The 14,595-nt window shown below is 42.2% G+C and carries 19 protein-coding genes; 10 read left to right on the forward strand and 9 right to left on the reverse strand.

Translation table 11 applies throughout. The annotated features are described in order from the left end of the window. The 6 genes from DZ860_RS22140 to rplI all read left to right on the forward strand — a co-directional run. The coding region (locus tag DZ860_RS22140; protein WP_500691421.1) for an EF-Tu C-terminal domain-related protein at positions 1 to 148 on the forward strand (148 nt) is incomplete at its 5' end. A 301-nt stretch (positions 149 to 449) separates the two neighbouring features. Then, positions 450 to 638: a (2Fe-2S)-binding protein gene (locus DZ860_RS22145; protein ID WP_120035400.1), complete on the forward strand. Its 189-nt coding sequence runs from the start codon at positions 450 to 452 to the stop codon at positions 636 to 638. Positions 639 to 740: 102 nt separating this feature from the next. Beyond that, entirely contained in the window at positions 741 to 1,220 is a 480-nt protein-coding gene (gene bfr / locus DZ860_RS22150) for a bacterioferritin (RefSeq protein WP_120035347.1), read from the forward strand. A gap of 204 nt (positions 1,221 to 1,424) precedes the next feature. Next, entirely contained in the window at positions 1,425 to 1,805 is a 381-nt protein-coding gene (gene rpsF, locus DZ860_RS22155; protein ID WP_120035349.1) for a 30S ribosomal protein S6, read from the forward strand. Positions 1,806 to 2,017: 212 nt separating this feature from the next. Continuing rightward, positions 2,018 to 2,245 (forward strand): 30S ribosomal protein S18, encoded by a 228-nt coding sequence (rpsR, locus tag DZ860_RS22160; RefSeq protein WP_000090472.1) that lies wholly within the window; start codon positions 2,018 to 2,020, stop codon positions 2,243 to 2,245. A gap of 33 nt (positions 2,246 to 2,278) precedes the next feature. Then, positions 2,279 to 2,731, forward strand: a complete 453-nt coding sequence (gene rplI / locus DZ860_RS22165; RefSeq protein WP_120035351.1) for a 50S ribosomal protein L9 — start codon at positions 2,279 to 2,281, stop codon at positions 2,729 to 2,731. Between the two features lie 129 nt (positions 2,732 to 2,860). Here the strand turns inward: rplI and DZ860_RS22170 are convergent, their stop codons facing one another. Further along, positions 2,861 to 3,616, reverse strand: coding sequence for a DUF481 domain-containing protein (locus tag DZ860_RS22170; RefSeq protein WP_207890669.1), 756 nt, complete (start codon positions 3,614 to 3,616; stop codon positions 2,861 to 2,863). A gap of 173 nt (positions 3,617 to 3,789) precedes the next feature. Between DZ860_RS22170 and DZ860_RS22175 the strand changes: the two genes are divergently transcribed. Together DZ860_RS22175 and alr are read left to right on the forward strand one after the other, a co-directional pair. Then, positions 3,790 to 5,202: a replicative DNA helicase gene (locus tag DZ860_RS22175; protein WP_120035353.1), complete on the forward strand. Its 1,413-nt coding sequence runs from the start codon at positions 3,790 to 3,792 to the stop codon at positions 5,200 to 5,202. 4 nt (positions 5,203 to 5,206) lie between these two features. Further along, positions 5,207 to 6,292 carry an alanine racemase gene (gene alr / locus DZ860_RS22180; protein ID WP_207890670.1) on the forward strand — a complete coding sequence of 362 codons (1,086 nt, stop codon included), beginning with the start codon at positions 5,207 to 5,209 and terminating at the stop codon, positions 6,290 to 6,292. Between the two features lie 76 nt (positions 6,293 to 6,368). On the opposite strand, the gene DZ860_RS22185 is transcribed toward alr, so the two are convergent. Further along, entirely contained in the window at positions 6,369 to 6,794 is a 426-nt protein-coding gene (locus tag DZ860_RS22185) for a secondary thiamine-phosphate synthase enzyme YjbQ (RefSeq protein WP_120035355.1), read from the reverse strand. Positions 6,795 to 7,058: 264 nt separating this feature from the next. On the opposite strand from DZ860_RS22185, the gene pgi reads away from it, so the two are divergent. After that, positions 7,059 to 8,711, forward strand: a complete 1,653-nt coding sequence (gene pgi, locus DZ860_RS22190; protein WP_120035357.1) for a glucose-6-phosphate isomerase — start codon at positions 7,059 to 7,061, stop codon at positions 8,709 to 8,711. A gap of 77 nt (positions 8,712 to 8,788) precedes the next feature. Here the strand turns inward: pgi and DZ860_RS22195 are convergent, their stop codons facing one another. The 7 genes from DZ860_RS22195 to DZ860_RS22225 all read right to left on the reverse strand — a co-directional run bounded on the left by DZ860_RS22195 (position 8,789) and on the right by DZ860_RS22225 (position 14,176). Next, entirely contained in the window at positions 8,789 to 9,691 is a 903-nt protein-coding gene (locus tag DZ860_RS22195; RefSeq protein ID WP_120035359.1) for a TIGR03899 family protein, read from the reverse strand. Between the two features lie 287 nt (positions 9,692 to 9,978). After that, the gene (locus tag DZ860_RS22200) at positions 9,979 to 10,506 is read right to left on the reverse strand and encodes a DUF3299 domain-containing protein (protein ID WP_165862955.1); all 528 of its coding nucleotides are present in this window, start codon (positions 10,504 to 10,506) and stop codon (positions 9,979 to 9,981) included. Positions 10,507 to 10,508: 2 nt separating this feature from the next. Further along, positions 10,509 to 11,768 carry an ABC transporter permease gene (locus tag DZ860_RS22205; RefSeq protein WP_120035361.1) on the reverse strand — a complete coding sequence of 420 codons (1,260 nt, stop codon included), beginning with the start codon at positions 11,766 to 11,768 and terminating at the stop codon, positions 10,509 to 10,511. After that, on the reverse strand, positions 11,765 to 12,472 hold the full coding sequence (locus DZ860_RS22210; protein WP_120035363.1) for an ABC transporter ATP-binding protein: 708 nt from the start codon (positions 12,470 to 12,472) through the stop codon (positions 11,765 to 11,767). Before DZ860_RS22210 ends, DZ860_RS22205 begins: the two co-directional genes overlap by 4 nt. Positions 12,473 to 12,572: 100 nt before the next feature. Beyond that, a complete protein-coding gene (zrgA, locus tag DZ860_RS22215; protein WP_120035365.1) occupies positions 12,573 to 13,181 on the reverse strand; it encodes a zinc uptake protein ZrgA in 609 nt (202 codons plus the stop codon). A gap of 63 nt (positions 13,182 to 13,244) precedes the next feature. Continuing rightward, entirely contained in the window at positions 13,245 to 13,544 is a 300-nt protein-coding gene (locus DZ860_RS22220; RefSeq protein WP_133305464.1) for a DUF2607 family protein, read from the reverse strand. A gap of 80 nt (positions 13,545 to 13,624) precedes the next feature. Continuing rightward, complete coding sequence (locus DZ860_RS22225; RefSeq protein WP_120035369.1) at positions 13,625 to 14,176, reverse strand: YtfJ family protein; 552 nt, start codon at positions 14,174 to 14,176, stop codon at positions 13,625 to 13,627. 200 nt (positions 14,177 to 14,376) lie between these two features. Between DZ860_RS22225 and DZ860_RS22230 the strand changes: the two genes are divergently transcribed. Continuing rightward, complete coding sequence (locus tag DZ860_RS22230; RefSeq protein ID WP_120035408.1) at positions 14,377 to 14,577, forward strand: DUF1107 domain-containing protein; 201 nt, start codon at positions 14,377 to 14,379, stop codon at positions 14,575 to 14,577. The last annotated feature ends 18 nt before the right edge of the window (positions 14,578 to 14,595 follow it).

The raw sequence follows: 14,595 nt of genomic DNA on the forward strand, positions 1-14,595 counted from the left end.
AGGCGTAGAAATGGTAATGCCTGGTGACAACATCCAAATGATCGTTGAGCTAATCGCTCCAATCGCAATGGATGATGGCCTACGTTTCGCTATCCGTGAAGGTGGCCGTACAGTAGGTGCTGGTGTTGTTGCTAAAATCTTCGAATAATTCTTAGGAATTAATTGAAGGTATTACGATACCGCATTAGAAAAAGGGAAGCTTAGGCTTCCCTTTTTTGTTATAAGAAAAAACGATACCCTTTCCGCGTAACACTATTTAACTCTTTTTAAATCAAATCTTTAGCTCTGGTTGCTTTTTCTTCAAGTATTGTTGGTGTCTAAGTGCTTGAAATGTTCATATGGACTCAATTTCCTTATAACTAAATGTTCTGATGTTAACGACAATACAAGTGGTAATGGGAATTGTTCTTGTTTATATTTCAGGTTGTCGTAATGATTTAGGTTTTCATATGTACGTTTGTCTGTGTCATGGTGTTTCGGATAAGAAAATTCGCAAGTTAGCGATAGAAGACGGTGTTACCGATATTCGAGGCATAAAAAAATGTACAGCATTGGGTAGCCAATGTGGGAAATGTGTTAAACAAGCTAAAGAGGTACTTGCGGAAGCAAGTTACTTTCAGCTAAAACGAGTGAGTTAAGAGTGGTTTCTTTCGAGCCATAACCCTTAATTTACCTCGAGTCTTTTGACTCCTCACTAATTGCTTCTACAGTTAAAAGAAGCTTAAGAGGAGGGCTTTGCTATGAAAGGCGATCCAATCATTATTCAACATCTCAATAAAGTGCTCGGTAATGAGCTAGTCGCAATAAACCAGTATTTTCTTCATGCTCGAATGTACAAAGATTGGGGCTTAAAACACCTTGCTGATAAGGAGTATCATGAATCGATTGATGAGATGAAACACGCTGATCATTTAATCGAAAGAATCCTATTTCTAGAGGGCTTACCGAATCTACAAGATTTAGGAAAATTGATGATCGGCGAAGATACCAAGGAAATGCTTGAGTGTGATTTGAAACTTGAGATGGCGGCTATTCCAGATCTAAAAGACGCGATCGCGTATGCTGAAGATACTCGAGACTATGTATCACGAGATATATTCCAAGATATTCTTGAAGATGAAGAAGAGCATGTTGATTGGTTAGAAACACAACTAGGGTTGATTGATATGTCGGGCCTTCAAAACTACATTCAGGCTCAATATGTCGAAAACGATGACTAAATAGTAATTTATAATCCTGTACACAGCATAGGCTACGAACTATATCAGTATCGTGGCTTTTGATGCGTCACATTTCTCTTGCCTAATTTGCTTCCTTTCTGTACTATTCGTGCTCCTTAAAACTCGGTCATTTATCTTTAGTTCCTTGCTTCCTCTGGACGACCGGGCCACTCGTGGAAGCTAATAATCCGTAAGGAGCAACACATGCGTCATTACGAAATCGTATTCATGGTGCACCCTGATCAAAGCGAGCAAGTTGCTGGCATGATCGAGCGTTACACTGGTTCTATCACTGAAGCTGGCGGTACTGTACACCGTCTAGAAGACTGGGGTCGTCGTCAACTGGCTTACCCAATCAACAAGCTTCACAAAGCTCACTACGTTCTTATGAACGTTGAAGCTGACCAAGCTGTAATCGATGAACTAGAAACTGCTTTCCGTTTTAACGATGCAGTTCTACGTAACATGATCATGCGTACTAAAGCAGCGATCACTGAGCAATCTATCATGCTTAAGCAACGCGAAGAGCGTGCTCCTCGTCGTGAAGAGCGTTCAGAGTCTAAGCCAGAAGCTGCTGCTGAATAATTAATTGAGTGACCAATGGATAGAACGGAATGGTTTACCACTCAAGTTTCTATCTATAGTCCTTGGACTTAGGTCATTATTATTATTTCAGAATTAGTACAAGGTATTCGTATTAAGGTGGCGGTTTACCTCTACCACTTTAGCCTTAATGGTTATTGCATTAATACTGTTTACCGACAACATTACTCAAATTTAAGATCAGGAGATAGCCCATGGCTCGTTTCTTCCGTCGTCGTAAATTCTGCCGTTTCACTGCAGAAGGCGTACAAGAGATTGATTACAAAGACGTAGCAACTCTTAAAAACTACATCACTGAAGCTGGTAAAATCGTACCTAGCCGTATCACTGGTACAAGCGCTAAATACCAGCGTCAACTAGCTCGTGCTATCAAGCGTTCACGCTACCTAGCTCTACTACCGTACACTGACAAACATCAGTAATCGGTTCGTTTTATTAAGAAAGAGGATTAAACAATGCAAGTTATTCTACTTGATAAAATCGGTAACCTAGGTGCACTTGGTGACGCAGTAAACGTTAAATCTGGCTACGCTCGTAACTACCTTATCCCTCAAGGTAAAGCAGTTATGGCTACTAAAGCTAACGTTGAAATGTTCGAAACTCGCCGTGCTGAACTAGAAGCTAAAGTTGCTGAGCAACTAGCTGCTGCTGAAGCTCGCGCTGAGCAAGTTAACGCACTAGAAGCAGTTGTTCTTGCTTCTAAAGCTGGTGACGAAGGTAAACTATTCGGTTCTATCGGTACTCGCGACATCGCTGAAGCAATCACTGCTGCAGGCGTTAAAGTTGTGAAAAGCGAAGTTCGTCTTCCTGAAGGCGCTCTACGTAACACTGGTGAGTTCGCGATCAGCGTTCAACTTCACTCTGAAGTTTTCGCTACAGTTAACCTACAAGTTGTTGCTGAAAAATAATTTCAGTCTCAGACGTATTATCAAAAGCACCTGTTTACAGGTGCTTTTTTTATGCTTGTAACTTTTTGAAAAGGAAATTGTTCATTGAAAATGAAGAGGGATAGGGCGCGATCGTGATATTTCTGACTTCTAGAATAGGAACAGTAAGTTGACAGAAAATATGCTGTCCGCTTTCGCTAAGCCATCGGGTACCTTGTCATGGTACTGACGGTTATGCGCAATTTTCAATGCGATATCATCTGTGATGTTGTTAGTCACGCTCAGTTCACTGTCTGTTCGTGTATTACTTCGACCGGCTATCACTGTAATGTTCGCACCTACCGCTAGGTTATCCAATGCTTGCCATGAGCTATTCATACTGCCTTGAAAAATAGGTTCTTCAACAATATCTGGAAAGATGATGTCATCATCGTCGATTTCATCTTTATTGGGTTCTTGATAACGAAAACCTGGACCAAACTCTAATTCAAGTACCAGTTCATCAGTATTTGAAAACTGATAACCGAGACCACCAGAAAACGTATAGTCTTTAAAATAAGCGCTGTAACGTGAGTCAATACCCTTAAAACTGCCGTAAAGGTAGGTCTTTGCAGACAGCTTATAATCGCTTTGAAATGAATAGGTTGATTGGCGTTTATCTTCTTCGCCGTCTTTATAGAGTAGGTAAAATTTCCATTCACCACTCGTACGATAGCGTCCCGATATATATTCGAGATCTAAGCGAGAATTCAGGGCTTGAGATTCAGAGTTACCACTGTGAGATTGATAGCCAAACTCAATTTCACTGGTCAGTGGTGACGGTAGCTCTTCTGATGGACTAGTGTCTTGAGCATAAGTAAGCGTGGGGCTTAACAACGTAGCACCCAGCAACCAAATTTTCGACACGTTAAGCTCCAACATGAATAGATTAAAAAAGCGAATAGTAAGGGCTAATATTATCACCTCAGTCAGCAAGGTGTTAATTCTCTATTAGAAATCGACATTCTTTTTCTTAGCTACAGACATCGTCCACATTCACGTTATAATCGTCGGTCAAAAGTAAGTTGTTGAGCAATACCATGGCAGATAGCAGACCGGATAATCAAAACCGTAAACCGCGTGATCCACAAGTTGACGCGATAAAAACTCCTCCACATTCACTCGAAGCTGAGCAATCAGTTATCGGTGGTTTGTTGCTGGACAATGAGCGTTGGGATACGGTCTCAGAACGAGTGATAGCAAAAGACTTTTACAGCCGTCCTCACCGTCTGATCTTCCAAGCTGTTCAAGTTATTTTGGAAGAGAGTAACCCTCTCGATTTGATCACGCTTTCTGAGTTCCTAGAACAGAGAGAACAGCTTGATGATGTCGGTGGTTTTGCTTACCTTGCCGATCTTGTTAAAAATACGCCAAGTGCTGCGAACATTAATGCTTACGCGGACATTGTGGCTCAACGAGCACTCGTTCGTGATTTGATAGGTGTTGCCAATGAAATTGCCGACGCAGGTTATGATCCTCAAGGCCGTTCTTCTGAAGATTTAGTCGATTTTGCAGAAAGTAAAGTGTTTGCGATTGCGGAGTCTCGTTCTAATGAAAACGAGGGGCCTCAAAACGTTGATAGTATTCTAGAAAAGACCTTAGAGCGTATCGAACTGCTGTATAAGTCTCCTCAAGATGGTGTTACTGGGGTTGATACTGGCTTCAACGATCTGAATAAAAAGACAGCGGGTCTACAAGGTTCTGATCTAATCATTGTGGCCGCACGTCCATCGATGGGTAAAACCACATTCGCGATGAACTTATGTGAAAATGCAGCGATGAAACAAGACAAGCCTGTGCTTATCTTCTCGCTAGAGATGCCCGCCGAACAAATCATGATGCGTATGTTGGCGTCACTGTCTCGTGTTGATCAAACAAAAATTCGTACGGGTCAGCTCGATGATGAAGATTGGGCTCGTATATCTTCAACTATGGGTACGCTCATGGAGAAGAAGAACATGTATATCGACGACAGCTCTGGTCTAACACCAACGGAAGTACGGTCACGAGCTCGTCGTATCGCACGTGAGCATGGTGGTCTATCTATGATCATGATCGATTACCTCCAACTTATGCGAGTCCCATCGGTTTCAGAAAACCGGACGTTAGAGATTGCGGAAATCTCGCGCTCTCTTAAAGCCTTGGCAAAAGAATTGAACGTACCTGTGGTTGCTCTTTCTCAGCTTAACCGTTCATTGGAACAACGTGCTGATAAGCGTCCAGTAAACTCAGACTTGCGTGAATCGGGCTCTATCGAGCAGGATGCCGACTTGATCATGTTTATCTATCGTGATGAAGTTTATAACCCAGACAGTTCAATGAAAGGCACCGCAGAAATTATTCTTGGTAAACAGCGTAATGGCCCAATCGGCTCTGTACGTTTGACGTTCCAAGGTCAATTTTCTCGATTTGATAATTACGCGGGTCCTGCGTTTGATATGGATGATGAGTAATACCATGAGCTATATGAAAGCCGCTACGGCAACCATCAACTTGGATGCTTTACAGCACAATTTAAAGCAAATTAAATCTCAGGCGCCGAATAGCAAAGTGATGGCTGTCGTTAAAGCCAATGGCTATGGACATGGTTTACGTCATATCGCGAAACATGCACAAGATGCAGACGCTTTTGGCGTTGCTCGAATTGAAGAAGCACTACAACTGCGCGCATGTGGTGTGGTTAAACCTATTTTGTTGCTGGAAGGGTTTTACTCTTCGGGTGACTTGCCTGTATTGGAAACCAATAACATTCAGACCGTGGTGCATTGTGAAGAGCAACTCGTAGCTCTTGAGCAGGCAGAACTTGAAACCCCCGTTGTCGTTTGGTTAAAAATAGATAGCGGCATGCATCGCTTAGGGGTTCGTCCGGAGCAATTCCAAGATTTCGTTACTCGCCTTAAAGGGTGTCGTAATGTCGCTAAGCCTCTACGCTATATGAGTCACTTTGGGTGCGCGGATGAGCTAGAAATGCCAACAACAAATGAGCAAACGGCTTTGTTTCTTTCTCTTACGCAAGGGTGTGAGGGTGAACGATCTTTGGCCGCTTCTGCTGGTTTACTTGCTTGGCCTGATAGCCACCTGGAATGGGTTCGCCCGGGGATTATCATGTATGGTGTTTCGCCATTTAACGATAAAAATGCGCTAGATCTTGGCTATCAACCGGTCATGACTTTGAAGTCTCACTTGATTGCGGTTCGAGAAGTGAAGCTTGGTGAAAGTGTGGGTTACGGCGGAACATGGACAAGTCAACGAAATACCAAGGTTGGGGTGATTGCCATTGGTTATGGCGATGGTTACCCAAGAACAGCACCTAATGGTACACCTGTCTTTGTTAACGGCCGTAAAGTGCCGATAGTCGGTCGTGTCTCAATGGATATGCTGACTGTCGATCTCGGTCCTGATGCGATGGACTCGGTTGGTGATGAAGCGATTATGTGGGGGAAAGAGTTGTCTGCTGAAGAGGTTGCGAGCCATATTGGGACAATAGCCTATGAACTTGTAACCAAGTTAACCCCTCGTGTGGATATGGAATATTCACAATAAGAGTGACCATAATAAGAGCGCTAGACTAGCTAAGAAAATGCTGACAAATTTGTCAGCATTTTTTATAGGTAAGCTTTCAGTGTAGAACGCCATTAAGTGTGGCGATGATTTGTCTAGCGCCACCATGATTTCGATGCTCACCCAAGTAAATGCCTTGCCATGTACCTAATGCGAGTTTCCCATCGTGAATTGGGATAGAAAGGCTGTTTCCTAATAGCGAAGCCTTAATGTGTGCTGGCATATCATCATCTCCCTCGTAGGTATGTACGTAATAAGGGGCATTTTCAGGAATGATCTTATTAAGATGCTTTTCTATATCCTCTCTTACGGTAGGATCAGCATTTTCATTGATGGTCAAACTGGCAGAGGTATGCTGAATAAATAAATGCAATATCCCTACTGAAAATTGCGATAATTCAGGTAGTTGCCTTTCGATTTCGTCTGTAACGATGTGAAAGCCTCGTGCTTTTGGCGTCAATTGAATACGGGCTTGGTGCCACATAGTACTTCCCTTATTTTTCGTTTCGCTATGCCATTTTTTTACTTGGAAAATCAGTTTGTTTAGTTTTGAACCAGCTAATCTGACTTATCTCAATGTGTCGTGTGATACCCTGAGCCATAATGAGTCAATGAAATAAAATGACCAACCTTGTTTTGTGGCAATTTGCCCAAACATCTAGTTATATTTGTTTTGCTAAGTCGGGGATTCCACCAGTTTTCGCTAGACTGTATGGAATAAAACCTAATGTAACATCGGGATGTCACCATGTTGAAAAATATTAATCCAACGCAAACTCAAGCTTGGAAAGCACTAACTGCTCACTTCGAATCTGCACAAGATATGGATCTCAAAGAGCTATTCAATCAAGATGCAGCACGCTTTGATAAATTTACAGCTCGCTTCGGTAACGACATTTTAGTTGACTACTCTAAGAACCTTATCAACGAAGAAACGTTAACCCATCTGTTTGCTCTAGCAAAAGAAACAGAACTTCAATCTGCAATTGAAGCGATGTTTAACGGTGAAGCGATCAACAAAACAGAAGATCGCGCAGTTTTGCACACCGCATTACGTAATCGTAGTGACAAGCCAGTGATGGTTGATGGTCAAGATGTTATGCCTGCGGTAAACGCAGTTTTAGCAAAAATGGAGCTGTTCACACACCGTATCGTAGCGGGTGACTGGAAAGGTTACACAGGTAAAGAGATTACTGATGTTGTGAATATCGGTATCGGCGGTTCAGATCTTGGTCCTTACATGGTTGCTGAAGCGCTTGCACCATACAAGACTCGCCTGAACATGCACTTTGTTTCTAACGTTGACGGTACTCATATCGTTGAGACGTTGAAGAAAGTGAACCCTGAAACGACACTATTCCTAATCGCATCTAAAACGTTTACGACTCAAGAAACCATGACTAACGCACATACTGCGCGTGATTGGTTCCTTGCTGAAGCAAGCGATGAAGCTCATGTTGCTAAACACTTTGCTGCACTTTCAACTAACGCAGTAGCAGTATCTGAATTTGGTATCGATACTGACAACATGTTTGAATTCTGGGATTGGGTCGGCGGCCGTTACTCACTATGGTCTGCTATTGGTCTATCAATCTCTCTTGCTGTTGGTTTTGACCACTTTGTTGAGCTACTTGAGGGTGCTCATGAAATGGACAACCATTTCGCTGAAAGTGATCTAGAAAACAATATCCCAGTTATCTTGGCGCTTATTGGTCTATGGTATAACAACTTCCATGGTGCTGAATCTGAAGCGATTCTACCTTACGATCAATACATGCATCGTTTTGCTGCTTACTTCCAACAAGGCAACATGGAATCTAACGGTAAATATGTTGACCGTAATGGCGAAGCTGTTACTTACCAAACGGGTCCAATTATTTGGGGTGAGCCAGGTACAAATGGTCAGCATGCGTTTTACCAGTTAATTCACCAAGGTACGAAATTGATTCCTTGTGATTTTATTGCTCCTGCAATCAGCCACAATCCAGCTGGTGATCATCATCAAAAATTGATGTCTAACTTCTTTGCACAAACAGAGGCTCTAGCGTTTGGTAAAACAGCAGAAGCGGTGAAAGCTGAGTTTGCTCAAGCTGGTAAGAGTGATGCAGAAGTTGCTGAGCTTGTACCATTTAAAGTGTTTGAAGGTAATCGCCCAACGAACTCAATCTTAGTTAAACAAATTACGCCACGTACTTTGGGTAACCTGATTGCGATGTATGAGCACAAGATCTTCACTCAAGGTGTTATCTGGAATATCTTCAGCTTTGATCAATGGGGCGTAGAACTTGGTAAGCAACTGGCAAACCAAATCCTACCTGAGTTAGCGGACAGTGCAGAAATCACGTCACACGATAGCTCAACCAATGGCCTAATTAATGCGTTTAAAGCATTCAAAGCCTAGTTAAGAATCGATAAGCACGATTGCAATGACGTACAAAAAACGCTAACTCAAGGTTAGCGTTTTTTATGGGCGTCATATTACACCGTGTGGTGTACATGGCTCTTGGCTTCCGTATGCACAGCAAATTTTTGACTGAGCAAAGCCACCAACTGATCGTAATAATTGATGTTAGGTTTATTTCCTAACAGTTTACAGAGCTCATTACCTGTTGGACTGAAACGGTAATAGAGTAAACGAATACCTTTAGCATGTGCTTGCAGAGCGAGGTTTTTTCCTTGGTACGTCAAAGGCAGTTGGGATTCGATTTCAATCTCACCAGACTCTAATTCAGTGCCATGCATCAAGCCAAGTTCAAACAAAACTAATAAGCTAGAGTATGGAAGTTGAAAGCTACCAATATTGATATTGCTACTTGAGTGGCGTTTGGTAAAACTAAACAATCCAGCGGGTGAACGCAGACCAATTAATAGTTTTCGGCTTTGGTCGCCACCAAAACTACAGGCAAGAGAAGCTGCACGTTGAAGTACTTGAGCTTCTTTAGGCGACATATCTCGCAGCACTTTGAGTGCTTTCATCGACGTTGAGCCTGGATTGGTCACTTCACGTTTTAGTACTTGTGCCCACAAACGTTGCATTGTTGGGTTGTGGACTTCTTGTGCCATATCGAAAAAACGGTACAGCCAATCTTGATCCGGTTCACCCGCGGTTTCATCTTTGCAGGATGCATGAGCGAGTTTGAGGATCTGTTCTAAATTCTTTTGATTGAGTTCTTTGCGCTTTCGCTCGCGAATAAGTGCGCGTTCTAGCGTTGTTTTTTCTGGTGCATTCTTTTGCAGCAGGGCATCTAGTCCATAGGATTGCGCGATATTGATGACGCGGCTAGCACTGTCTTTAATGTAATTTGATTTTTTATCTTGTCGCTGACTTTGGCTGTCTCTAGGTTCATGCTCAATAACCACAGGGTTGTGACTTTCAGACATTATATTTCCCTAACCATCAATCACTTAATGTTGATTACTGTACATTGGAACGACGTCTCTCTCCAGCGAAAGTATGTGTAGATGGTTACAAATTTGCGCTAGGCATAATGATAATAACTTGTTAAAATTGTTATCACCACGTGCGAGGAGCTTATGAGACGCTTTAATGAACATAAAGTAAAAAAGCACCTGTCAATTGCATTACTGTTATTGGTCTATCTAGCGGTATTAGTCTATTTATCTAGATATATTACTTAACGTAACGGTTCGACAGGCGATTTTAGTGGTTACATATCGTCATATTCCATGATGTCGATTCCCTCAATAAGGTATCCAGTTTCAGCCATTTCATGGTTGATTGTCTGCACGCTTAGTTTTCCGACCACATAAATCACATCCCACAATTGTTGAATGGGAGCCCCTTTCGGGAATTTTACGTAAATAATCTGATTGGGTGGTGGTGGTGGAACATGTATACATGCCCCAAAGTATGGAACAAGAAGAAACTCAGTAATCGTTTTTTCATCCCCTTCTAATGGCACCACAAACCCTGGGATTTTAACCATACTTCCATTTAATTCGGTTCTAACCGAACCTGCTGTTGATTGTGCGGCCGCATCACCATCATGGTCGAGCATTGGCATTCCAATATGATCAAATTGATTGCGCTCGTTTTCTGGGATTAAGTCAATCCAGTCAAGAAGTAACGTGGTTTCCTCACTTTCTTCAATTGCATCATTACTCTGCGAAGCATAAGTCGATTCGAATGGTAAAACGAGTAACGTTATCATTAGCGCCGTTAGTGAAATTCTCATATTTATACTCTTATAGTCATTCCATCACTGAGTGATTGTCGATAGGCACGAAATGCGGGGATGAACCCAATGAGGATACCAGCAGATTGCACGGCAAGAAGTAGCCCCCATTCATATCCCGAGAGTCCAGTTAGGCTGATTTGTATGCCATAAAGTTGCAAAATTAATGGAGCTGTCGCTATTAGTAGTAAATATAGAAACGCGATACCTACCACAATACCGAGAAAGGTTAAGGTACTGGCTTCCAATATTAACAACGAAAATACATGCAAAGGCCTTGCTCCCATAGAACGAAGAATAGCCATTTCTCGACGCCGTTCTTGTAAGCTGGTAAGAAGGCTGGAAAGCATACCCAGTAGACCGGCTACAACAACAAATCCTGATATAACCATCAACGCTTGTTCTGCAACGGACATCATGCTCCACAACTCATGTAATGCGACGCCTGGTAAAATCGCACTCAGAGGCTCTTTTGCGTAAGTATTTATTTGTCGCTGCAGAGCAAATGTTTGAATTTTTGATTTTAAGCCGATGAGCATGGCAGTGATTTGCTTTGGCTGAAAATCGAGATTATTAAGTTGCTCTTTTGTGGGCGTTGCCCCTAGGTGAGCGCCAGACTCCCAACCGACATGAATGGCTTCTGTTGATTCTAAAGAAACATGAATGGTTTTATCTACAGGGGTTCCTGTTGGTTCAAGAACTCCGACGATCTTAAAGGGGAGAGTATCATGACGACTGAACGCCACGTCGCTAATACCATGAGCAATAATGATCTCATTACCAATCTTATAATTGAGCGATTGGGCGACATCAGCACCAATAACCGCTTCAAACAGTCCGGAAAAAGGCTGGCCTTTTTTTAAGGTGAGTGATTGTTTTTGCCCAAATTGAAAATGCTCGAAGTAGTTCTGGTTTGTTCCCATAACCCGAAAACCTCGATGCGAATCGCCGAGTGAGATAGGAATAGCCCAATCAACGGATCGATGTTGACTGAATTCTTGGTAGCTTTTCCAATCAATATTATTGGTGGCATTACCAATACGAAATACTGAATAGAGCAATAAGTTTACTTGGCCTGAGCGCCCGCCAACTACCAAATCTGTTCCTGAAATTGTATTGGCAAAGCTGCTCTTTGCTTGTGTTCGTATGTGCTCAACGCCAAGTAAAAGCACCACAGAAACGGCAACGGTTAAAATAGTGAGAATAGCGGTCGCACGACGATTGTTAACGCTTTTCCATGCAAGCATGAGAGTCGTGGTCATGAATTTTCTCCCGTTTTAGAAAGTGGAGCTAAGTTAAAAGTACGATCAAATAAATGCTCTAGAGTTGAGTCATGGCTGACAAATATCAATGTCGTATTGGTTTGATTAACTTGCGATAGGAGCAATTGAATAAAGTGGGTGCGATTATCTTGATCTAACGCTGATGTAGGTTCGTCGGCGATGATTAATGATGGTTTACCGATCAAAGCTCTGGCCACAGCTACACGCTGTTGTTGGCCCATACTGAGGTGATTTACAGGGGCATCCCACAACGACTCGGGAAGACGTAACTGGGTAAGCAGATCGCGAGCGGTTTGCTGTAGATCGCCTGAGACGTTGTTACGTCGGTAGCTTGAGAAGTGACATGGCAGGACAATATTCTCAATGACAGATAAGTATGGAAGCAAGTTAAATTGCTGAAAAATATAGCCGATATGATCTGCTCTAAAGCGATCTCTTTGTACGGAAGATAAACGGCTAAGTTCTTGGCCGAGTACATTGAGTTCACCGTCGGAAATGGTATTAATCCCTGTTAATAAGCTAAGCAAGGTTGATTTACCGCATCCACTAGGGCCTTTTATAAATAAGTGCTCACCTTGAGAAACGCAAAGGTTCTCAATATCTAAAGTTGCGTGTGGCTGCTTCGGCCAAAAGAAACGAATGTTTTTTAGCTCAATCACAGGTTTTGAAGTGATGGTCGGCATAGAGACTCCAAAAGTCGATTAGGCTGGGCTCATACTCAGTTGAATCAGTGCTGTTTGTGGACTCATTCAAGTTGGTATAAACCCAGCCAGCATCATCGGATTACAAAGCAATACGATCTTGCTTAGGAGTAATAGTTAGAGCATTTTGTGTCTTGTCGGTGAAAATGTTGACTTGGATACTCTCAGTGCTCGGAAAAATATCAAACCAGTGACTTTCGATTGAGCTCAGTTTGCTGATATCACTACATTGATAATGATATTGGATAGTAAAACTGCCATGACTACTGTTGTCATCTGTATCTAGGTGGATATCGTGGTCATGGTGGTCATGGTGGTCATGGTGGTCATGGTGGTCATGGTGGTCATGGTGGTCATGGTCTTCGTTACTGAGAGTGTGGCTTACATCAGTGTGACTCACGGTGCACCCAGCATTCGACGATAGGGTGAAGAGTTTCTCTGCTTGAGTGAGTCGGGCAGCAATATCGTTAAGTGCGATGATTTGAGCATCCGTTTTTGGAGCATGCTCAAATCCAATGACATCAGCTCCTGGCGCCGTCATTTCTATCAGTAGTTCGCTGCCATCTTGTGCAATATTAAGTTCTGCTTGTCCATGTACGTGTGCTTCGTGCTGGCGATAGTCAGATTCGGCCAAAGCAGTGGTACTAAGGAGGAGACTAATAGTGAGTGCTAAAGGCATTGGCTTGTTCATTACTTTTCCTAAATATAGAGATATACGTACGCACTTTGGTTATTCAAAGTACAAATAATAAGGTTAGGTATAAATCAAAACAGGAGGAGAGCGAGCGCAATATTCAATAGAGACGCTTTTTGAGTAGCGGTATATCCGATTGTCTAGGTGCTCATCTGGAAGCGTATTAGTAAATACGGTTGGTGTGCTTGAGTGTGCGCCATGGCTGGCATGAGAAAATAATTGGCAGTTGTGATGAGTATGTTGGCTTGGTGATGCATCGTATTGGTGCTGAATGACAGCAATGCTCAGCCATAGGATCATCAACACCGCTAATAGAGCGATGAGAGACTGATTAGGATACCTAGGGCGTTGGTTGGTCACAAGGCTCAACAATATTAGACAGTGGAATTGTTATAATATAACAATTCCACTGTAAAGTGAAAGACGCAGTACCGATGGTTTTATAAGTTCTCTTTGATTAACTCAAGCACCTGGATGACTTCGCCATCACTCATCTTTCCTTCTTTGACAAACAGTACTTGGCCTTGTTTGTCTTGAACAATGATGGTTGAAGATTCTGGTTGAAGATCCCAAGTTTTAGCAACTACGCCATTTTCATCTAATACCATCGATGACCAAGGGAAATCTTTTTTGCTATCCTCTGCTGATGACTTAACAAATGATCCCGTTCCCCAAATCGCATCATCTTGGTTGATGATTGTCGTTGTTTGGTAACTGTCAGCTGGGAATTTTTCGGCCGTGATAGCACTCATCATCTCTGCGTTCATTTCCTTTGCACTGCTTCGACCAGCAATTGCTTGAATAACTCTAACTTTTCCAAGCATGTTATTGGTTTTCCAATCTTGAAATACGGTGTCGTTACCTTTGACTAGTATTTCACCATAGTTAATAACATCAGCTGCAGGTAAGGATTGGCCAATCGTGATGTTGTGAGCAAAAGCAATCATGGGAGAGCAAGTCAGTGCTAATGCGAGTAGTGTTTTGTTTTTCATTATGTTCTTCCTTTTTTATGTGCTCAGAAAGTATATATCTAAATGAAATAAAGCGGCACGACAGATGTAAAAATCAAAATAATAATAAGGTATCTGTTGCTCATTTGTAATTTATTGGTATATTCCTGCGTAAGTTTTATGTAGCAATGCTGATGCAATATTTTTGCTTGGCAAAATCACAAATGGAGATTGAGGTTGTTATGCTGCGTGAGTTTACTCATTATCGTCCGCAACAAATTGCACGTTTTGTTAAAACCCTATTTAAAGGTCAGTTTGTTGTTCATGGGGTCGGCGAGTTTGAATTTGATAATGGCAAAGTACTTATGCCTGACATTTCAGACAGTCAGAAACTGATGACATTTAAAGAGATCAATAAAGCGATAGCTTTACTTCCAGTTTGAGCCATTTGATAAGTAAAA

Source organism: Vibrio sinensis, assembly GCF_003605645.1.
Taxonomy (GTDB): Bacteria; Pseudomonadota; Gammaproteobacteria; order Enterobacterales; family Vibrionaceae; genus Vibrio; species Vibrio sinensis.